Source organism: Streptomyces sp. NPDC002580, assembly GCF_042889485.1.
Lineage (GTDB): Bacteria > Actinomycetota > Actinomycetes > Streptomycetales > Streptomycetaceae > Streptomyces.
Genome location: NZ_JBIAQZ010000001.1, coordinates 1,303,911 through 1,322,806 on the forward strand (window position 1 = coordinate 1,303,911; position 18,896 = coordinate 1,322,806).

At 70.6% G+C, this 18,896-nt stretch carries 17 protein-coding genes; 8 read left to right on the forward strand and 9 right to left on the reverse strand.

The window, feature by feature from the left end; translation table 11 throughout:
- Nucleotides 1-130 precede the first annotated feature (130 nt).
- From ACFYW7_RS05595 to pgi, 3 genes are all read left to right on the forward strand, one after another.
- A complete protein-coding gene (locus ACFYW7_RS05595) occupies nucleotides 131-466 on the forward strand; it encodes an RNA polymerase-binding protein RbpA (RefSeq protein ID WP_189108633.1) in 336 nt (111 codons plus the stop codon).
- A 612-nt stretch (nucleotides 467-1,078) separates the two neighbouring features.
- A complete protein-coding gene (locus tag ACFYW7_RS05600) occupies nucleotides 1,079-1,252 on the forward strand; it encodes a hypothetical protein (protein ID WP_389498130.1) in 174 nt (57 codons plus the stop codon).
- A gap of 72 nt (nucleotides 1,253-1,324) precedes the next feature.
- Nucleotides 1,325-2,977 carry a glucose-6-phosphate isomerase gene (pgi, locus tag ACFYW7_RS05605; protein ID WP_389498132.1) on the forward strand — a complete coding sequence of 551 codons (1,653 nt, stop codon included), beginning with the start codon at nucleotides 1,325-1,327 and terminating at the stop codon, nucleotides 2,975-2,977.
- A gap of 178 nt (nucleotides 2,978-3,155) precedes the next feature.
- Here the strand turns inward: pgi and pgl are convergent, their stop codons facing one another.
- From pgl to tkt, 5 genes are read right to left on the reverse strand one after another with little or no spacing between them, the layout of a single operon-like run.
- Complete coding sequence (gene pgl / locus ACFYW7_RS05610; protein ID WP_389498134.1) at nucleotides 3,156-3,938, reverse strand: 6-phosphogluconolactonase; 783 nt, start codon at nucleotides 3,936-3,938, stop codon at nucleotides 3,156-3,158.
- Nucleotides 3,935-5,005: a glucose-6-phosphate dehydrogenase assembly protein OpcA gene (gene opcA, locus ACFYW7_RS05615; RefSeq protein WP_389498136.1), complete on the reverse strand. Its 1,071-nt coding sequence runs from the start codon at nucleotides 5,003-5,005 to the stop codon at nucleotides 3,935-3,937. The genes pgl and opcA overlap by 4 nt, the downstream gene beginning before the upstream one ends.
- Nucleotides 5,002-6,525, reverse strand: a complete 1,524-nt coding sequence (gene zwf, locus ACFYW7_RS05620) for a glucose-6-phosphate dehydrogenase (protein ID WP_389498138.1) — start codon at nucleotides 6,523-6,525, stop codon at nucleotides 5,002-5,004. The genes opcA and zwf overlap by 4 nt, the downstream gene beginning before the upstream one ends.
- 4 nt (nucleotides 6,526-6,529) lie before the next feature.
- The gene (tal, locus tag ACFYW7_RS05625) at nucleotides 6,530-7,648 is read right to left on the reverse strand and encodes a transaldolase (protein WP_389498140.1); all 1,119 of its coding nucleotides are present in this window, start codon (nucleotides 7,646-7,648) and stop codon (nucleotides 6,530-6,532) included.
- Nucleotides 7,649-7,682: 34 nt separating this feature from the next.
- Nucleotides 7,683-9,770, reverse strand: a complete 2,088-nt coding sequence (gene tkt / locus ACFYW7_RS05630; protein WP_389498142.1) for a transketolase — start codon at nucleotides 9,768-9,770, stop codon at nucleotides 7,683-7,685.
- 353 nt (nucleotides 9,771-10,123) lie between these two features.
- Here tkt and ACFYW7_RS05635 point away from each other — a divergent pair, with 353 nt between their 5' ends.
- The 3 genes from ACFYW7_RS05635 to ACFYW7_RS05645 all read left to right on the forward strand — a co-directional run bounded on the left by ACFYW7_RS05635 (nucleotide 10,124) and on the right by ACFYW7_RS05645 (nucleotide 12,839).
- Nucleotides 10,124-11,077 (forward strand): heme o synthase, encoded by a 954-nt coding sequence (locus ACFYW7_RS05635; protein ID WP_389498599.1) that lies wholly within the window; start codon nucleotides 10,124-10,126, stop codon nucleotides 11,075-11,077.
- 171 nt (nucleotides 11,078-11,248) lie between these two features.
- Nucleotides 11,249-11,605 (forward strand): hypothetical protein, encoded by a 357-nt coding sequence (locus tag ACFYW7_RS05640; protein ID WP_389498144.1) that lies wholly within the window; start codon nucleotides 11,249-11,251, stop codon nucleotides 11,603-11,605.
- A gap of 127 nt (nucleotides 11,606-11,732) precedes the next feature.
- Nucleotides 11,733-12,839, forward strand: a complete 1,107-nt coding sequence (locus ACFYW7_RS05645; RefSeq protein ID WP_389498146.1) for an amidohydrolase family protein — start codon at nucleotides 11,733-11,735, stop codon at nucleotides 12,837-12,839.
- A gap of 112 nt (nucleotides 12,840-12,951) precedes the next feature.
- Here the strand turns inward: ACFYW7_RS05645 and ACFYW7_RS05650 are convergent, their stop codons facing one another.
- The 4 genes from ACFYW7_RS05650 to ACFYW7_RS05665 are packed head-to-tail and all read right to left on the reverse strand — an operon-like array spanning nucleotide 12,952 to nucleotide 16,562.
- Nucleotides 12,952-13,959 carry a heme A synthase gene (locus ACFYW7_RS05650; RefSeq protein ID WP_389498148.1) on the reverse strand — a complete coding sequence of 336 codons (1,008 nt, stop codon included), beginning with the start codon at nucleotides 13,957-13,959 and terminating at the stop codon, nucleotides 12,952-12,954.
- A gap of 58 nt (nucleotides 13,960-14,017) precedes the next feature.
- Nucleotides 14,018-14,788, reverse strand: coding sequence for an ABC transporter permease (locus ACFYW7_RS05655; protein ID WP_389498150.1), 771 nt, complete (start codon nucleotides 14,786-14,788; stop codon nucleotides 14,018-14,020).
- Nucleotides 14,785-15,708: an ABC transporter ATP-binding protein gene (locus tag ACFYW7_RS05660; protein WP_389498152.1), complete on the reverse strand. Its 924-nt coding sequence runs from the start codon at nucleotides 15,706-15,708 to the stop codon at nucleotides 14,785-14,787. Before ACFYW7_RS05660 ends, ACFYW7_RS05655 begins: the two co-directional genes overlap by 4 nt.
- An 11-nt stretch (nucleotides 15,709-15,719) precedes the next feature.
- Nucleotides 15,720-16,562: an aminoglycoside N(3)-acetyltransferase gene (locus ACFYW7_RS05665; RefSeq protein WP_389498153.1), complete on the reverse strand. Its 843-nt coding sequence runs from the start codon at nucleotides 16,560-16,562 to the stop codon at nucleotides 15,720-15,722.
- A 161-nt stretch (nucleotides 16,563-16,723) separates the two neighbouring features.
- Between ACFYW7_RS05665 and ACFYW7_RS05670 the strand changes: the two genes are divergently transcribed.
- Both ACFYW7_RS05670 and sufB read left to right on the forward strand, forming a co-directional pair.
- Nucleotides 16,724-17,467: a helix-turn-helix transcriptional regulator gene (locus ACFYW7_RS05670; protein WP_389498155.1), complete on the forward strand. Its 744-nt coding sequence runs from the start codon at nucleotides 16,724-16,726 to the stop codon at nucleotides 17,465-17,467.
- Nucleotides 17,464-18,885, forward strand: coding sequence for a Fe-S cluster assembly protein SufB (gene sufB / locus ACFYW7_RS05675; protein WP_389498159.1), 1,422 nt, complete (start codon nucleotides 17,464-17,466; stop codon nucleotides 18,883-18,885). Before ACFYW7_RS05670 ends, sufB begins: the two co-directional genes overlap by 4 nt.
- The last annotated feature ends 11 nt before the right edge of the window (nucleotides 18,886-18,896 follow it).

Genomic DNA, 18,896 nt, shown 5'->3' on the forward strand with positions numbered 1-18,896 from the left:
GGCTTGCGTCTAGGGGTGGGATGTAACTCCAATCACTGGACGCGCGTTGGGCCTTACGTAGACTGAGGCGCTCGCAGCGAAGCGTCACGCCGACTCGCTTCGCGGCACCATCACGCAGGGAGTTACGACCGTGGCAAGTGGCAACGCGATCCGAGGAAGCCGGGTCGGGGCGGGGCCGATGGGCGAGGCCGAGCGCGGCGAGTCCGCGCCGCGGCTGCGCATCTCCTTCTGGTGCTCCAACGAGCACGAGACGCAGCCCAGCTTCGCCAGCGACGCGCAGGTCCCCGACACCTGGGACTGTCCGCGCTGCGGCTTCCCCGCCGGACAGGACCGGGACAACCCGCCGGACCCGCCGCGTACCGAGCCCTACAAGACGCACCTCGCGTACGTACGGGAGCGGCGCAGCGACGCGGACGGCGAGGCGATCCTCGCCGAGGCGCTCGCCAAACTGCGGGGCGAGATCTAGAACTTGAGAACCGGCCGGACACCCCACGGGTGCCTGGCCGGAGCCGTTTCACGACGGCATCGCGGCGACTTCGCGGACGGGCACCGCCCCGTCACGGGAACCGCTGTGCCCACGAGGCCTGTGCGCTGCCCGGCCATCCGCGCGAGCCGTGCCCGCGCGCCCGGGGCCGCCCGTACGGTGCCGGCCACCGGTACCTAAGGCTGACGCGAGCGCCGCCGGCGGGCTCCTGGTCATGGTTCCGCACCCGAACGCCCGGTCGTGCGCCGGGGTGCCTGTTCGGAGCCCGAACCCCGGTGTCGGGCGCGGACCTTGCGTCGCGTCAGGTACCGACCGGGTGGATCGACGGCACGCGGTGGGGGCAGCCTTCGACGCCGTGCGGGGCTCGCTGGTGGCCCGCCTCGCTGGGCCGGATGCCGGAGCGCGCGGGCGCCCACGCGCGAGCACCTGCGTACGGAGACGAGGGAGGACCACGCGCCCTGCGGAGCCACCGGGTGCCGCGGGCGGTGTGGACGACCACCCCCTGTGTGACCTCGGCGGGGGCGCGCCCCGTCGAGACCCCGGTGGGCACGTGCCGGGCCGGCCGCACGCGGGGACACGCGGGGCGATGATCGTGTGGGGAACGCCGGCCCGGTCACGCTGATGCAGCAGCGCGGCCAGGAAATCCATGGGGGCGTGGCCGCCGTGCTCTTCGGCCTCACTGTCATCGCGCTGATACCTCCCGTCGAGCGGGACGTATCTGTTGTCGAGCCGGAGGACGAGACCACGACAGCTCGCGTCCAGCCCTGATCAATTAGGTTGGGACCGGCAGCGGGGCAAGGTACGCAGCAGCACAGGCAGGAAAGAAGGCGGAAGTCCGAGATGAACGCAGAAAGCCGTACCCGGCTCAACCAGTCGCCCGAGTGGACCGCTCTGGCCAAGCACCGCGAGGAGCTCGCGGACACCCATCTGCGCGACCTGTTCGCGGCCGATCCCGGGCGCGGTTCGGGTTACTCGCTCCAGGTCGGCGATCTGCACGTCGACTACTCCAAGCACCTGGTCACCGACGAGACGCTGCGACTGCTGCGCGAGCTGGCCGTCGCCACCGACGTGTTCGGGCTGCGGGACGCGATGTTCCAGGGCGAGAAGATCAACACGACCGAGGACCGGGCGGTGCTGCACACGGCGCTGCGGGCGCCGCGGGGCGCGGTGGTGGAGGTCGACGGGGAGAACGTGGTGCCGGCCGTGCACGCGGTGCTGGACAAGATGGCGGGCTTCGCGGAGCGGGTCCGTTCGGGCGAGTGGACCGGGCACACCGGCAGGCGGATCAAGAACGTCGTGAACATCGGGATCGGCGGCTCCGACCTCGGTCCGGCGATGGCCTACGAGGTGCTGCGCTCCTTCACCGACCGAGGTCTGACGCTGCGGTTCGTGTCGAACGTGGACGGCGCGGACCTGCACGAGGCCGTGCGGGACCTGGACCCGGCCGAGACGCTGTTCATCATCGCCTCGAAGACGTTCACCACGATCGAGACGATCACCAACGCCACCTCCGCGCGCGACTGGCTGCTGACCGGGCTGAAGGCCGGCCAGGAGGCGGTCGCGAAGCACTTCGTGGCGCTGTCCACGAACGCCGAGAAGGTGTCGGACTTCGGGATCGACACGGCGAACATGTTCGAGTTCTGGGACTGGGTCGGCGGGCGCTACTCGTACGACTCGGCGATCGGCCTGTCGCTGATGATCGCGATCGGTCCGGACCGCTTCCGCGAGATGCTCGACGGTTTCCACCTCGTCGACGAGCACTTCCGCACGGCTCCCGCCGAGGCCAACGCGCCGCTCCTGCTGGCCCTGTTGGGGGTGTGGTACGGCAACTTCCACGACGCTCAGTCGCACGCCGTGCTGCCGTACTCGCACTACCTGTCGAAGTTCACCGCCTATCTCCAGCAGCTCGACATGGAGTCCAACGGCAAGTCCGTGGACCGCGACGGCAACCCCGTCGAGTGGCAGACCGGACCGGTGGTCTGGGGCACGCCCGGCACCAACGGCCAGCACGCCTACTACCAGTTGATCCACCAGGGCACCAAGCTCATCCCCGCCGACTTCATCGCCTTCGCCGAGCCGGTCGCCGATCTGCTGCCGGGCCTGGTCGCCCAGCACGATCTGTTGATGGCGAACTTCTTCGCGCAGACGCAGGCGCTGGCCTTCGGCAAGACGCCGGACGAGGTGCGCGCCGAGGGCGTGCCCGAGGAGCTGGTGCCGCACAAGTCGTTCGCGGGCAACCACCCCACGACCACGATCCTCGCCGGCGAGCTGACCCCCTCGGTCCTCGGCCAGCTGATCGCCCTCTACGAGCACAAGGTGTTCGTCCAGGGCGCGATCTGGAACATCGACTCCTTCGACCAGTGGGGCGTCGAGCTCGGCAAGGTCCTCGCCAAGCGCGTCGAACCCGCCCTCACCGAAGGCGCCGACGTCCCCGGTCTGGACGAGTCGACCAAGGCCCTGGTCGCCAAGTACCGGCAGTTGCGCGGTCGTTAGGCCCGCATGAGGGGAAGCGGGCGGTGGGAGTCCGCCCGCTTCCCGTAGGGCTCGGGCGATCACGTCGACGGCAGTCCGGACACGGCCCCCGAAGACGACCCACCCCCGAACCTCGAAGGCCGGAGAAGCCGCTGGGCGGGCTTCTCCGGCCTTCGAGGGAACGGGAGCGGTCAGGCGGTCAGGCCGAAGCCGGCGGGTAGAGCGACCGCGGCAGCCGGGACGCCGCCGCCGCGTCCAGGAGCCACAGGGTGCGCGCGAGGCCGCGGGCGCCGGCGGCCGGGGCCTGGATCTCCCCCGCGCCGGACAGGGCGATGGCGGCCGCCTGCGCCTTGTCCTCGCCCGCCGCGAGCAGCCACACCTCGCGGGCGCGGCGGATCGCGGGCAGGGTCAGCGAGATCCGGGTCGGCGGCGGCTTGGGCGCTCCGTGCACGCCGACCACCGTCCGCTCCGTCTCCCGCACCGCGGGCAGCTCCGGGAAGAGCGAGGCCACGTGGGTGTCCGGGCCGACGCCCAGCATCAGGACGTCGAAGGCGGGAACCGAACCGTGGTTCTCCGGGCCGGCGGCCTTCGCGAGTTCCGCCGCGTACGCCTGGGCCGCCGCGTCCGCGTCGGCGCCGTACGGACCGTCGGACGCCGGCATCGGGTGCACCCGCTCCGGATCCAGCGGCACCGCGTCGAGCAGGGCCGCGCGGGCCTGCGTGTCGTTGCGGTCGGGGTCGCCCTCGGGGAGGTACCGCTCGTCCCCCCACCACAGGTCGAGGCGCGCCCAGTCGACCGCGTCCCGGGCGGGTGCCGAGGCGAGCGCCGCGAGGAGCCCGTTGCCGTTGCGCCCGCCGGTGAGCACGATCGAGGCGTGGCCGCGCGAGGCCTGGGCGTCCACGATCTTCGTGATCAGCCGGGCCGCCGCGGCCTGGGCCATCAGCTCCTTGTCGCGGTGCACGACGAGCTGCGGAGTGTTCACTCGGCGGCCGCCCTGTCCGCCGCGGCCTTCTTGGCGAGCGCCTTCTCGGCCACCCCCGCGGGGGAGTCCTTGGCGGCAGGGGCCGTCTTCACGGCGGTCGCCGTGCCGCCCGGGGCGGCGGCTTCGGCGGTGTCCTTGGTCGCGTTCAGCCGGTCGAGTCCGTAGCGCAGCGCCGAGGCGTAGGTGTCGTCCGGGTCGAGACGGCGCAGTTCCTCCGCCATCAGCTCGGCCGTGTCGCGGCGCTTGAGCGCCACCGCGCGGTCGGGCTGCCCCTGGATGGACAGGGTCGCGAGCGTGCCGTCGGCCCGGTCCAGGACGATCGGGCCGCAACTCGTGTCCAGCCGGACCGCGGTGAGGCCGGGGCCCGAGGACAGCGAGCGTTTGACGGGGACGTCCAGCCGGTCCGCGAGCCACATCGCGAGCAGCTCGCAGCTCGGGTTGAACTCCTCGCCCTCCACCTCGACCGCGTCCACGTCGCAGGTGGTGACCTGGTCCAGGGCCGCGGCCAGCATCGAACGCCAGGGCGTGATGCGGGTCCACGACAGGTCCGTGTCGCCGGGCGTGTAGGCGTCGGCGCGGGCGTTGAGCTCCCGTACCGGGGCCTCGGAGGCGTAGGTGTCGGTCACGCGGCGCTGGGCGAGCGAGCCGAGTGGGTCCTTCGCCGGGTCGAGCGGCGCGTTCACCGGCCACCAGACGACGACGGGCGCGTCCGGCAGCAGCAGCGGCAGGACGACCGACTGGGCGTGGTTGGTCACCTCGCCGTACAGGCGCAGCACCACCGTCTCACCGGTGCCCGCCTCCGCCCCGAGCCGCACCTCGGCGTCGAGACGCGACTTCGTGCGGTCGCGGGGCGAGCGGGAGACCCGCTTGATGACCACGAGGGTGCGCGAGGGGTGCTCGCGCGAGGCCTCGTTGGCGGCCTTCAGGGCGTCGTACGCGTTCTCCTCGTCGGTGACGATGACGAGGGTGAGCACCATGCCCACGGCGGGGGTGCCGATGGCGCGGCGGCCCAGCACGAGCGCCTTGTTGATCTTGCTGGCCGTGGTGTCCGTGAGATCGGTCTTCATGGGCGACGCCAGCTCCGTCCGTCTCGCTCGAGCATTTCGTCGGCCTCGACCGGGCCCCAGGTCCCCGAGGGGTACTGGGCGGGCTTGCCGTGCTTGTCCCAGTGCTGCTCGATCGGGTCGAGGATCTTCCAGGAGAGCTCGACCTCCTCGGTGCGCGGGAAGAGGTTCGAGTCGCCGAGCAGCACGTCGAGGATCAGCCGCTCGTACGCCTCCGGGCTCGACTCCGTGAAGGACTCGCCGTACGCGAAGTCCATCGAGACGTCCCGGATCTCCATGGAGGTTCCGGGGACCTTGGAGCCGAAGCGGACGGTGACGCCCTCGTCGGGCTGCACGCGGAAGACGATCGCGTTCTGGCCCAGCTCCTCCGTCGCCGTGTGGTCGAAGGGGGAGTGCGGGGCGCGCTGGAAGACGACCGCGATCTCGGTGACGCGGCGGCCGAGCCGCTTGCCGGTGCGCAGGTAGAAGGGGACGCCCGCCCAGCGGCGGTTGTCGACCTCGACCTTGATCGCGGCGAACGTGTCGGTCTTCGACTTGGGGTCGATGCCGTCTTCCTGGAGGTAGCCGACGACCTTCTCGCCGCCCTGCCAGCCGGTCGCGTACTGACCGCGGACCGTGCTCGCGCCCAGGTCCTTCGGCAGCCTGGTCGCGCCGAGCACCTTGGTCTTCTCGGCGGCGAGCGCGTCCGCGTCGAAGGACGAGGGCTCCTCCATGGCGGTCAGCGCCATCAGCTGGAGCAGGTGGTTCTGGATGACGTCACGGGCGGCGCCGATGCCGTCGTAGTAGCCGGCCCGGCCGCCGATCCCGATGTCCTCGGCCATCGTGATCTGCACGTGGTCGACGAAGGACCGGTTCCAGATCGGCTCGAACATCGTGTTGGCGAAGCGGAGCGCCAGGATGTTCTGGACGGTCTCCTTGCCCAGGTAGTGGTCGATGCGGAAGACCTGGTCCGGGGCGAAGACCTCGTGCACGATCGCGTTGAGCTCCTCGGCCGACTTGAGGTCGTGACCGAAGGGCTTCTCGATGACCGCGCGGCGCCAGGAGCCGTTCGACTGGTCGGCCAGCTTGTGCTTCTTCAGCTGCTGGATCACGACCGGGAACGCGGACGGCGGGACGGACAGGTAGAAGGCGAAGTTGCCGCCCGTGCCCTGCGCCTTGTCCAGCTCGTCGATGGTGGAGCGCAGCCGGTCGAAGGCGTCGTCGTCGTCGAAGGTGCCCTGGACGAAGCGCATGCCCTGGACGAGCTGCTGCCAGACCTCCTCGCGGAAGGGCGTGCGGGCGTGCTCCTTGACCGCGTCGTGGACCTCCTGGGCGAAGTCCTCGTGCGCCCACTCGCGGCGGGCGAAGCCGACGAGGGAGAAGCCCGGCGGCAGCAGTCCCCGATTGGCGAGGTCGTACACCGCGGGCATCAGCTTTTTACGTGACAAATCGCCCGTGACGCCGAAGATGACCAGGCCCGACGGCCCCGCGATACGCGGGAGCCGTCGGTCTGCGGGGTCACGCAGCGGGTTGCTGCTCGACAAGATTTCAGCCCTCCGAAGGGGCGAGGCGCGTCAGTTCCGCCTCGGTCGACTTGAGCAGGTCGTTCCAGGCGGACGCGAACTTCTCGACGCCCTCGTCCTCCAGCAGCTGGACCACGTCGTCGTACGCGATCCCGAGCTTCTCGACGGCGTCGAGTTCGGCGCGGGACTGCGCGTACGTGCCGGCGATGGTGTTGCCGGTGATCTGCCCGTGGTCGTCGGCGGCCTCCAGCGTGGCCTCCGGCATGGTGTTCACCGTGTTCGGCGCGACCAGGTCGTCGACGTACAGGGTGTCCTTGTACGCCGGGTCCTTGACGCCGGTCGAGGCCCACAGCGGACGCTGCTTGTTGGCCTGCGCCCGGTCCAGGGCGGTCCAGCGGTCGGAGGAGAAGACCTCCTCGTACGCCTCGTAGGCGAGCCGGGCGTTGGCGAGGCCCGCCTTGCCGCGGGCGGCCTTGGCCTCGGGGGTGCCGAGGGCGTCGAGCCGCTTGTCGATCTCGGTGTCCACGCGGGACACGAAGAAGGAGGCCACGGAGTGGATCTTCGAGAGGTCCAGGCCGCGCTCCTTGGCCTTCTCCACGCCGGCGAGGTAGGCGTCCATGACCTCGCGGTAGCGCTCGAGCGAGAAGATCAGCGTGACGTTGACGCTGATGCCGAGGCCGATGACCTCGGTGATCGCCGGCAGGCCCGCCCGGGTGGCCGGGATCTTGATGAGCGTGTTGGGGCGGTCCACCAGCCAGGCCAGCTGCTTGGCCTCGGCGATGGTCGCCGCCGTGTTGTGCGCCAGCCGCGGGTCGACCTCGATCGACACCCGGCCGTCCTGGCCGCCGGTCGCGTCGAAGACGGGGCGCAGGATGTCGGCGGCGTCGCGGACGTCCGCCGTGGTGATCATGCGGATCGCCTCTTCGACGGTGACCTTGCGGGCGGCGAGCTCGGTGAGCTGCTGCTCGTAGCCGTCGCCGCTGCTGATCGCCTTCTGGAAGATCGACGGATTGGTGGTGACGCCCACGACGTGCTGCTGGTCGATCAGTTCGGCGAGATTGCCGGACGTGATCCGCTTGCGCGACAGGTCGTCCAGCCAGATCGCGACGCCTTCCTCGGAGAGGCGCTTGAGTGCGTCTGTCATGGAAATTCCATCTCCTACGTGTCGTATGTCGGCGTCAGCGCTGAGCTGCGGCGATCGATTCCCGGGCGACGTCGGCGACGTTCTCGGCGGTGAATCCGAATTCGCGGAAGAGCACCTTGGCGTCGGCCGAGGCACCGAAGTGCTCCAGCGAGACGATGCGTCCGGCGTCGCCGACGAACCGGTGCCAGGTGAGACCGACACCGGCCTCGACCGAGACACGGGCCTTCACCGACGGCGGCAGGACGCTGTCCCGGTATGCCTGGTCCTGCTCGTCGAACCACTCCACGCAGGGCATGGAGACGACCCGGGTGGGGATGCCCGCGGCCTGGAGCTGCTCGCGCGCCTCGACGGCCACGTGCACCTCGGAGCCGGTGCCGATGAGGATGACCTCGGGCGAGCCGCCCTCGGCCTCGAACAGGACGTAACCGCCCTTGGCGGCGTCCTCGTTCGCCTCGTACGTCGGCACACCCTGACGGGTCAGGGCGAGACCGTGCGGGGCACCCTTGCCGTACACCTTGGTGTAGCGCTTGAGGATCTCGCGCCAGGCGATCGCCGTCTCGTTGGCGTCCGCGGGACGGACGACGTTGAGGCCGGGGATGGCGCGCAGCGAGGCCAGGTGCTCGACCGGCTGGTGCGTCGGGCCGTCCTCGCCGAGACCGACGGAGTCGTGCGTCCAGACGTACGTCACCGGCAGGTGCATCAGGGCCGACAGCCGGACCGAGTTGCGCATGTAGTCGGAGAACACCAGGAAGGTGCCGCCGTAGACGCGCGTGTTGCCGTGCAGCGCGATGCCGTTCATCTCCGCGGCCATGGAGTGCTCGCGGATGCCGAAGTGGATCGTGCGGCCGTACGGGTCCGCCTCCGGAAGCGGGTTGTCCGCCGGGAGGAACGAGCTCGTCTTGTCGATCGTGGTGTTGTTCGAGCCGGCCAGGTCGGCGGAGCCGCCCCACAGCTCGGGGATGACCGCGCCGAGGGCCTGCAGCACCTTGCCGGACGCGGCGCGGGTGGCGACACCCTTGCCCACCTCGAAGGAGGGGAGCTTCTCCTCCCAGCCGGCCGGCAGCTCGGTCGCGGCGATGCGGTCGTACTCGGCGGCGCGCTCCGGGTTGGCGGTGCGCCAGGCGGCGTACCCCTTCTCCCACTCGGCCTTCTGCTGGGCACCGCGGTCCAGGGCCTGACGGGTGTGGGCCAGGACCTCGGCGGCGACGTCGAAGGACTTCTCCGGGTCGAAGCCGAGGACGCGCTTGGTGGCCGCGACCTCGTCGTCACCGAGCGCCGAGCCGTGCGCGGCCTCGGTGTTCTGCGCGTTCGGGGCGGGCCAGGCGATGATCGAGCGCATCGCGATGAACGACGGCTTGTCCGTCACCTTCTTCGCGGCCTCGATGGCGTTGTAGATGGCGTGCGGGTCGAGGTCGCCGTCCGGCTTCGGGGCGACGCGCTGGACGTGCCAGCCGTAGGCCTCGTAGCGCTTGGCGGTGTCCTCGGAGACCGCGGTCTCCGTGTCGCCCTCGATCGAGATGTGGTTGTCGTCCCACAGCAGGACCAGGTTGCCGAGCTTCTGGTGCCCGGCCATGGAGGAGGCCTCCGCGGAGATGCCCTCCTGGAGACAGCCGTCACCGGCGATCGCGTAGATGAAGTGGTCGAACGGGGACTCGCCCTGGGGCGCGTCCGGGTCGAACAGGCCACGCTCGTAGCGGGCGGCCATCGCCATGCCCACCGCGTTGGCGACACCCTGGCCGAGCGGCCCGGTCGTGGTCTCCACGCCCGGGGTGTGTCCGTACTCGGGGTGCCCGGGGGTCCGGCTGCCCCAGGTCCGGAAGGACTCCAGGTCCTCCAGCTCCAGGCCGAACCCGGCCAGGTAGAGCTGGGTGTACAGCGTCAGGGACGAGTGGCCGGCTGACAGCACGAAGCGGTCGCGGCCAACCCAGTCGGTGTCCGCCGGGTCGTGCCGCATCACCTTCTGGAAGAGGGTGTAGGCGGCGGGCGCCAGGCTCATGGCCGTACCGGGATGGCCGTTGCCGACCTTCTGTACGGCGTCGGCGGCCAGGACGCGGGCGGTGTCGACAGCCCGCTGATCCAGTTCGGTCCACTCGAGGTCTGTGGTGGTCGGCTTGGTGCTCACCCTGAGTCAGGGCTCCTCTCCACATGTCACACATGTCGAAATGCCGGTGCACTGGGCGCCCCGGCCGTTGTCGAGCCTACCCCCGTGAGTACGTGCGTTTTTTCGAGTCATTCCAGACTGCCGGGACTCATCGGGATCCGCCTCCCGACTGGCTCGTTCCTTGTTCGGCAAGTGAATACGGAGCCGCTCGTCCGAGTGCTCAATCGAGTGGTGATCAGCTCTTCCAGAGGCACTCCTCAACACGAGCCCACCCCCGCGAATGCCGGGGTCTGGGCAACGTCTACAGTGGCGTGGTACGCGCGGGCCTTTACGGGGAATTCATCCGGGGGCTCGCTGGGATGTCTCTGTCAGGGGTGTGCGTGACGGCCGTCGAATCCCGTCCAGCCGGTGTGCTCGGGACGAGCAGCAGCCGGGGTCAGCGGCCGTTCGGGGCCCGTCTCAAGGCGTTCGTGGCGCTGACCAAGCCGCGGATCATCGAGCTGCTGCTGATCACCACGGTTCCGGTGATGTTCCTGGCCCAGCAGGGCGTGCCCGATCTGAAGCTGGTCCTCCTCACCTGCCTCGGCGGCTACCTGTCCGCGGGCGGCGCCAACGCGCTGAACATGTACATCGACCGCGACATCGACGCCCTCATGGAGCGCACCTCGCAGCGCCCGCTGGTCACCGGAATGGTCAGCCCGCGGGAGTGCCTCGTCTTCGGCATCTCGCTGGCCGTCGTGTCGACGCTGCTGTTCGGTCTCGCCGTCAACTGGCTGTCGGCCTGGCTGTCACTCGGAGCGCTCCTCTTCTACGTCGTCGTCTACACGATGATCCTCAAACGCCGTACCTCGCAGAACATCGTGTGGGGCGGCATCGCCGGCTGCCTGCCCGTGCTCATCGGCTGGTCGTCCGTCACGAACTCCATGTCGTGGGCGCCGGTCATCCTCTTCCTCGTCATGTTCTTCTGGACGCCGCCGCACTACTGGCCGCTGTCGATGAAGGTGAAGGACGACTACGCGCGCGTGGGCGTGCCGATGCTGCCGGTCGTTGCGAGCAACAAGGTGGTCGCCCGCCAGATCGTCATCTACAGCTGGGTGATGGTCGCGGTCTCGCTGCTGCTCACCCCGCTCGGCTACACGGGCTGGTTCTACACCGCCGTCGCGCTCGGCGCGGGCGGGTTCTGGCTGTGGGAGGCGCACGGTCTGCAGAACCGCGCCAAGGCCGAGGTCTCGGGCGGCAAGCTCAAGGAGATGCGGCTGTTCCACTGGTCGATCACCTACGTGTCGATCCTCTTCGTCGCCGTCGCGGTGGACCCCTTCCTCCGCTAGGTCCTGTCGTCACCTTCCCGCCTGCCCCGCGGCGCCTGCACACGCCCGGTTCCTCCCGGCGGGTGACCCGGGTGTCCCCTGTCCGGGTGAAACTGGGAGCCCGCGGAGCGTGGTCAAGGCCACGCACCCCTCCCGTCGCCGCCCGGTCTACCCGTCGGTAGCATCCTGGCCATGGCAGACACCCAGCAGATCGACGAGACCCCCGGCGCCGTCCAGGACCCCAAGACCGAGCGCGCCGCCGCCAAGCTCGCCCAGCGGATCACCGCCTTCTCCAAGGCGCACGGTGGGGCCGAGGCCCAGGTCGCGTACATCGGCCAGCGCGGCGCCCGCATCGTCCTCGTCGGCGAGGACGGCGGCTGGGGCGACCTCGTGGCCCCGAGCCACGAGATCGCCGAGAGCGCCGTGAAGAAGGCCGGGATCACCGTTCACGAGGCCTTCGACGGCGAGTTCGCGGCCAAGGTGAAGACCGGCCCGTACGAGTGGAAGCGCATGGCGGGCATCCAGGTCGGAGGCCCCTCCAACGGCTGACGGGTCACCCGTCGCACGGACGGCCGAGAATCCTCGGCTGTTCGCACGGGGTGTGCGGGACCAACACCTGACACCCGGCTCGACCGTTAGGACCTGAGAAGCAACGGTCCAGTCGCGGGGAGTCCGGATGATCGAAACGCCTTCCCTGGTGGATCAGTACTGCCACGGCGTACTGCGGACCGAGCTGGGCCTCGGCACGTTCGAGGCCCAGCTCGCCAGAACCGAGGGGCCACCGGCCCCGGGCACCACCTTCTTCGACACCCAGACCGGGTTCGCCGTACGACGCTGGTGTCCTCCGCTGCTCGGACTCGAACCGCACTGCACGCCCGCCCGCTACCTGGCCAGGCGCCGCGAGCTCGGGGTGCTGGAATCGGGCCGCAGGCTCCTGCGCGGCAGCGGCATCACCACGTACCTCGTCGACACGGGGCTGCCCGGCGACCTGACCGGGCCGGGCGAGATGGCCTCCACGGGAGCCGCCCGGGCCCACGAGATCGTCCGCCTGGAACTGCTCGCCGAACAGGTCGCCGACACCTCCGGAACCGTCGAGTCCTTTCTCGCCAACCTCGCCGAGTCCGTCCACGGAGCCGCCGCGAACGCCGTGGCCTTCACGTCGGTGGCGAGCGTGCGGCACGGTCTGGCGCTCGCGCCCGAGCCGCCGGGGCCGGGCGAGGTACGGGGCGCGGCGGGCCGCTGGCTGGCGGGCCGCCGGGTGGGCGGCACCCTCAGCGACCCCGTCCTGCTCCGCCATCTGCTGTGGATCGCGGTCGCGTCGGGTCTGCCGCTCCAGCTGCACGCCGGACTCGGTGAGCCCGGCCTGCGGATCGACCGCACCGACCCCGTCCTGTTCACCGACTTCGCCCGCGCCACCGCGGGCCTCGGCACCGACCTGGTCCTCCTGCACGGCTACCCGTACCACCGGCACGCCGCCCACCTCGCCGGGGCCTTCCCGCACGTCTACGCCGACCTGGGCGCCGCCCTCGTGCGGACCGGCGCGCGGGCGGCGGCCGTCCTCGCCGAGATCCTGGAGCTGGCGCCCTTCGGGAAGCTCCTCTTCTCCAGCGGGGCGCAGGGCCTGCCAGAGCTCCACGTGATCGGAGCGCGTCTCTTCCGCGAGGCGCTCGCACGGGTGCTCGGCAACTGGGTCTCCGAGGGGGCCTGGTCGCTGGCCGACGCGCAGCGGGTGGCGGCGCTGATCGCGGCGGGCAACGCGCGGCGGGTGTACGCCGTGGAGTGAGGCGGCGTCCCCTGGACGAAGCCGTCCCTCTCCGGGAGGGCCCGTGCGTCCCCCGCCCGCCTCGCCCGGTCGTGCCGTGAGCGCACGCCCGCGGGCCGGGGCCCCCGGGCGACTACGCGCGCGTGAGCGCCGAGGCCGTCGCGGGACCCGGCAGATCCGCCACGACCTCGGGACGCTCGCGCAGGGACAGCAGCACCCGCAGCACCCCGATCCACACCAGGCAGGAGCCGAGCATGTGCAGGCCGACCAGGATCTCGGGCAGGTCGGTGAAGTACTGGACGTAGCCGATGACGCCCTGGGACAGCAGGATCAGGAACAGCTCGCGGGTACGGGTCAGAGGACCCCGGGGAGCGTCGACCGCCTTGAGGACGAACCAGAGGGCGAACGTCAGCGTCACGACGATCCAGGCCAGCACGGCGTGCAGCTTGGTGACGGTCTCCCAGTCGACGTTCATGCGGGTGACCTTGCTGGGGTCGCCGGCGTGCGGGCCGGCCCCGGTGACGACCGTGCCGACCGCGATGAGCAGGACGGCGGCGGAGACCAGGAACCACACGAGCTGCTGCACCGACTTGCCGACGAGCGGCCGCGGTGCCGCGTCGCCCTCGCGGGCGCGCTGCCACATGAGGGTGGCGACGGTGATGAGCGCGGTCGAGAGCAGGAAGTGGGCCGCGACCGTGTACGGGTTCAGACCGACCAGGACGACGATGCCGCCGAGGACGGCGTTGCCCATGACGGTCCAGAACTGGGCCCAGCCGAGCCGGGTGAGACTCCGCCGCCAGGGCTTCTGCGCGCGGGCGGCCACGATCGCCCACCCGACGGCGGCGCAGAGCACGTACGTCAGCATGCGGTTGCCGAACTCGATGGCGCCGTGGACGCCCATCTCGCGCGTCGCCGTGAGCGAGTCGTCGGTGCACCTGGGCCAGGTCGGGCAGCCGAGGCCGGAACCGGTGAGCCGCACGGCACCGCCGGTGACCACGATGACCACCGACATCACGAGTGCGGCCAGCGCGGCACGGCGCACCGTCCGGGTGGTCGGGGTCCAGCGTTCGGCGATGAGGGCGAGCGGGTTGCGCACCGCGCTGAGGGCGTCGGCTCGGGTCAGGTTCGGCACGCGCACCATCGTAGGCGGCCGCTTGTGCACGCGTTCACGAGGGTCCGCCCCGGGGTGGACCGCCCGGTCACTCCCAGCGGAAGAAGCGGCCGGCCGCGCCGAGGCCCACGACCGCCCAGACGGCCAGGATCCCGAGGTCGGCCCAGGGCGTCCCGGCGCCGTGCTGGAGCACGTCCCGCAGCCCGTCGGAAAGCGCCGAGATGGGCAGCAGCCCGAGCACGTCCTGGACCCCCGCGGGGAATTTGTCCAGCGGCACGATCACCCCGCCGCCGATCAGGAACAGCAGGAAGACCAGGTTGGCGGCGGCGAGTGTCGCCTCGGCCTTCAGCGTGCCCGCCATGAGCAGGCCGAGCCCGGAGAACGCCGCGGTGCCGAGGATCAGCAGCAGCAGGACGGAGAGCGGGGAGCCGTGCGGCGACCAGCCCAGCGCGAAGGCGATCGCGGTGAGCAGGATCACCTGGAGGATCTCCGTGACCAGGACCGACGCCGTCTTCGCGGTCATCAGGGCCCAGCGGGGGAGCGGGGAGGCGGCCAGCCGCTTCAGGACCCCGTACCGGCGCTCGAAGCCCGTGGCGATCGCCTGGCCGGTGAACGCCGTCGACATCACGGCGAGGGCCAGGATGCCCGGCGCCAGGAAGTCGACCGCCTCGCCCGCACCCGTGTCGATGATGTCGACCGAGCCGAACAGGACGAGCAGCAGCGTCGGGATGACGACGGTGAGCAGGAGCTGCTCGCCGTTGCGCAGCAGCATCCGCGTCTCCAGCGCCGCCTGGGCGCCGATCATGCGGGACAGCGGGGCGGCGCCCGGCTTTGGGACGTGGGTACCGGCGGTGGTCATGAGCGCAGCTCCTTGCCGGTCAGCTCCAGAAAGGCGTCTTCCAGGGTGTGGCGTTCGACCGAGATCTTCTCCGGCATCACGCCGTGCTGGGCGCACCAGGTGGTGACCGTCGCCAGCAACTGCGGGTCGACCTTGCCGCCGACCCGGTACGCGCCCGGTGTCAGTTCGGCCGCCGTGCAGTCCGGCGGGAGGGCCTTGAGCAGGGAGTTCACGTCGAGTCCGGGGCGGCCGCCGAAGCGCAGGGTGTTCTCGGCGCCGCCGCGGCACAGTTCCTCGGGGGAGCCCTGGGCGACGACCCGGCCCGCGTCGACGATCGCGACGTCGTCGGCGAGCTGCTCGGCCTCGTCCATGTGGTGCGTGGTCAGGATCACGGAGACGCCGTCGCGCCGCAGGTCGCGCACGAGGTCCCAGGTGGCGCGGCGGGCCTGCGGGTCGAGGCCGGCGGTCGGCTCGTCCAGGAAGACCAGCTCGGGCCGGCCGACGACCGCCATGGCGAGCGCGAGGCGCTGCTGCTGGCCGCCCGACAGACGCCGGTACGTCGTCCGGCCGCAGCTCTCCAGACCGAGCCGCTCGATGAGCGCGGGCACGTCCAGCGGGTGGGCGTGCAGCTTCGCGACGTGGCGGAGCATCTCGTCGGCGCGGGCGCCCGAGTAGACGCCGCCGGACTGGAGCATCACGCCGATGCGGGTGTGCAGCTCCCCGGACTGTCTCGCCGGGTCGAGGCCCAGGACGCGCACCATGCCGGAGTCCGGCCTCCGGTAGCCCTCGCAGGTCTCGATCGTGGTCGTCTTGCCGGCGCCGTTGGGTCCGAGTACGGCGGTGATGCCCGCCGTGGCCACCAGGTCGAGGCCGTCCACCGCGGTCTTCGTGCCGTACCGCTTCACCAGGGCCTGGACCTGGACCACGGGCTCGCTTCGCATGAGGAGCAAGTCTAGGGACGTCCGCGCGGCGCGGAACCGCCGGGGGCCGCGGCGGTCTCGACGTACAGGTCCCGCGGCCGGTGCAGCGGCAGCCACCGCTGCGCGTACGCCACCGCGTCGGCCACCGGGAAGAGCCGCGCCCGGGCCGCGCCCACGGTGCCGCGTACGACGGGACGGTCCCGTTCGAAGTCGGAGCCCAGCTCCTCGAACATCTCGGAGGTGATCGAGACCTCCCGCACCTTCTCCCAGCCCGTCGGGGACGGCCTCCCGACCTCCACCACGGGTGACGGGACGCGGTACTCGGCCAGGTGGAAGCTGGTGCAGGTGGCGTAGCCCGCGCCGAGCAGCAGTACGCGGGCGCCGCCGGCCTCCAGCTGGGCCAGCGGGCTGCGCTCGCCGAGGCGGCAGTCGGGCGCGTGCCCGTCGACGACGGCCGCCGCGCCCGGTCCGAGGGCCGCGAACGAGGTCTCCGGATGCGCGCTGCGCAGGGCGCCGGGCCAGGTGCGGACGGTCTCGGGTACGACGCCGACGCCGCGGGAGGGCGTCAGGCGCGGGTCGTAGACGGGCATGGTCGCCCGGATGGTCGGCCACCACTCCTCGGGCACCGGCGGGCGGTTCCACAGGGCGGGGTCCGAGAGGTCGCCGGACTGTGTCGGCACCACCAGGGTGCCGTCCGGACCGAGTGCGTCGAGCAGTCCCTGGACCACGGCCACGGGACCGCCGTTCACCCAGCCGAGGGCGCTGAGCGAGGAGTGCACAAGAAGCGTTTCTCCGGTGCGTACGCCGAGGGTGCGCAGGTCCGCCGCGAGGGTGCCCCGCGTGACGAGTGGGCCGGTCGGAGGGGGTGTCGACATGGTCCCGGAGTCTTCCCGAGACCCCCTCGGGGCGCCAGTGAATTGATCGATCAAAGATCGTTCGCGCAGGTCATCTTAGGTATGCCTAAGTGATGCAGTGCACCGTCCACCCCGGAGGGCGCGGCTTGTCAGGGCCTGAGGAATTACGCAACAATGGTGTTGTGAAATACGTTGGCGAGGCTCGGGAGACCCCCGCGGGGGCCCCGCAGGAGGAACTCGCGACCGGAGAGCGCTCGACGCGCACCCGGGTCGCGCGGTCCATCCTGGACCACGGCCCGTCGACCGTCGCGGACCTCGCGGGCCGACTGGGACTGACCCAGGCCGCCGTACGCCGTCATCTGGACGCGCTCGTCGCCGACGACGTCGTGGAAGCACGCGAGCAGCGGGTCTACGGAGCGCGTACGCGCGGCCGCCCCGCCAAGGTGTTCGCCCTGACCGACTGCGGCCGGGACGCCTTCGACCAGTCCTACGACAAACTCGCCGAGGACGCGCTGCGCTGGATCGCCGAGCGCGAGGGCGGGGACGAGGCGGTCCTCTCCTTCGCCCGAGCCAGGATCGCCGCGCAGGCCGGCGCCTACCGCGAGGCCGTCGAGGCCGCGACCCCCGAAGAGCGCACCGAAGCCTTGGCCAAGGCCTTGAGCGCCGACGGGTACGCTGCTACGGCGCGCAGCGCGCCGGTCGGCGAGCAGCTCTGCCAGCACCACTGCCCGGTCGCCCATGTCGCCGAGCGGTTCCCGCAGCTGTGCGAGGCGGAGACGGAGTTCTTCTCCCAGCTGCTCGGCACGCATGTCCAGCGGCTGGCCACCATCGCCCACGGCGACGGGGTGTGCACCACGTTCATCCCCAAGATTTCGCAAACCACTGATCACGCATCTGCAAGCACGGCCGGGAGGAACCCCGCATGACTCTCCCCACGGAGACTGCTCACCCCGAACTCGAGGGCCTGGGTAAGTACGAATACGGCTGGGCCGACTCCGACACGGCCGGCGCCTCTGCCAAGCGCGGCATCAACGAGGACGTCGTCAAGGACATCTCCTCGAAGAAGAACGAGCCGGAGTGGATGACCAAGCTCCGTCTCAAGGGGCTGCGCCTCTTCGAGAAGAAGCCCATGCCCAACTGGGGTTCCGACCTGTCGGGCATCGACTTCGACAACATCAAGTACTTCGTGCGCTCCACGGAGAAGCAGGCGGAGTCCTGGGAGGACCTGCCCGAGGACATCAAGAACACGTACGACAAGCTCGGCATCCCGGAGGCGGAGAAGCAGCGCCTCGTCGCGGGCGTCGCGGCCCAGTACGAGTCCGAGGTCGTCTACCACCAGATCAACGAGGAGCTGGAGGCGCAGGGTGTCATCTTCATGGACACCGACACCGCCCTCAAGGAGCACCCGGAGCTCTTCAAGGAGTACTTCGGCACGGTCATCCCGGTCGGTGACAACAAGTTCGCGTCACTGAACACGGCCGTCTGGTCCGGCGGCTCCTTCATCTACGTGCCGAAGGGCGTGCACGTCGAGATCCCGCTCCAGGCCTACTTCCGTATCAACACGGAGAACATGGGCCAGTTCGAGCGGACGCTGATCATCGTCGACGAGGACGCCTACGTCCACTACGTCGAAGGCTGCACCGCGCCGATCTACTCCTCGGACTCCCTGCACTCCGCGGTCGTCGAGATCATCGTGAAGAAGGGCGCCCGCTGCCGTTACACGACCATCCAGAACTGGTCGAACAACGTCTACAACCTGGTCACCAAGCGCGCCGTGGCGTACGAGGGCGCGACCATGGAGTGGATCGACGGCAACATCGGCTCCAAGGTCACCATGAAGTACCCGGCCGTCTACCTGATGGGCGAGCACGCCAAGGGCGAGACCCTGTCCATCGCCTTCGCGGGCGAGGGCCAGCACCAGGACGCCGGCTCCAAGATGGTCCACATGGCGCCGAACACCTCCTCGAACATCGTGTCGAAGTCCGTGGCGCGTGGTGGCGGCCGTACGTCCTACCGCGGCCTGGTGGAGATCGGCGAGGGCGCCCACGGCTCCAAGTCGAACGTGCTGTGCGACGCGCTGCTCGTCGACACCATCTCCCGCTCGGACACGTACCCGTACGTCGACGTCCGTGAGGACGACGTGTCCATGGGCCACGAGGCGACCGTCTCCAAGGTCTCCGAGGACCAGCTCTTCTACCTGATGAGCCGCGGCATGACCGAGTTCGAGGCGATGGCGATGATCGTGCGCGGCTTCGTCGAGCCGATCGCCAAGGAACTGCCCATGGAGTACGCCCTCGAGCTCAACCGGCTGATCGAGCTCCAGATGGAAGGGTCGGTCGGCTGACGCCGAACACC

Bases quoted from the DNA above. Each gene is read 5' to 3' on its own strand.
- ACFYW7_RS05645 (WP_389498146.1), top strand. From the start codon at position 11,733: ATGATCGAAACGCCTTCCCTGGTGGATCAGTACTGCCACGGCGTACTG.
- ACFYW7_RS05650 (WP_389498148.1), bottom strand. From the start codon at position 13,959: ATGGTGCGCGTGCCGAACCTGACCCGAGCCGACGCCCTCAGCGCGGTG.
- ACFYW7_RS05660 (WP_389498152.1), bottom strand. From the start codon at position 15,708: ATGCGAAGCGAGCCCGTGGTCCAGGTCCAGGCCCTGGTGAAGCGGTAC.
- sufB (WP_389498159.1), top strand. From the start codon at position 17,464: ATGACTCTCCCCACGGAGACTGCTCACCCCGAACTCGAGGGCCTGGGT.
- ACFYW7_RS05640 (WP_389498144.1), top strand. From the start codon at position 11,249: ATGGCAGACACCCAGCAGATCGACGAGACCCCCGGCGCCGTCCAGGAC.
- ACFYW7_RS05655 (WP_389498150.1), bottom strand. From the start codon at position 14,788: ATGACCACCGCCGGTACCCACGTCCCAAAGCCGGGCGCCGCCCCGCTG.
- tal (WP_389498140.1), bottom strand. From the start codon at position 7,648: ATGACAGACGCACTCAAGCGCCTCTCCGAGGAAGGCGTCGCGATCTGG.
- opcA (WP_389498136.1), bottom strand. From the start codon at position 5,005: ATGAAGACCGATCTCACGGACACCACGGCCAGCAAGATCAACAAGGCG.
- pgi (WP_389498132.1), top strand. From the start codon at position 1,325: ATGAACGCAGAAAGCCGTACCCGGCTCAACCAGTCGCCCGAGTGGACC.
- ACFYW7_RS05665 (WP_389498153.1), bottom strand. From the start codon at position 16,562: ATGTCGACACCCCCTCCGACCGGCCCACTCGTCACGCGGGGCACCCTC.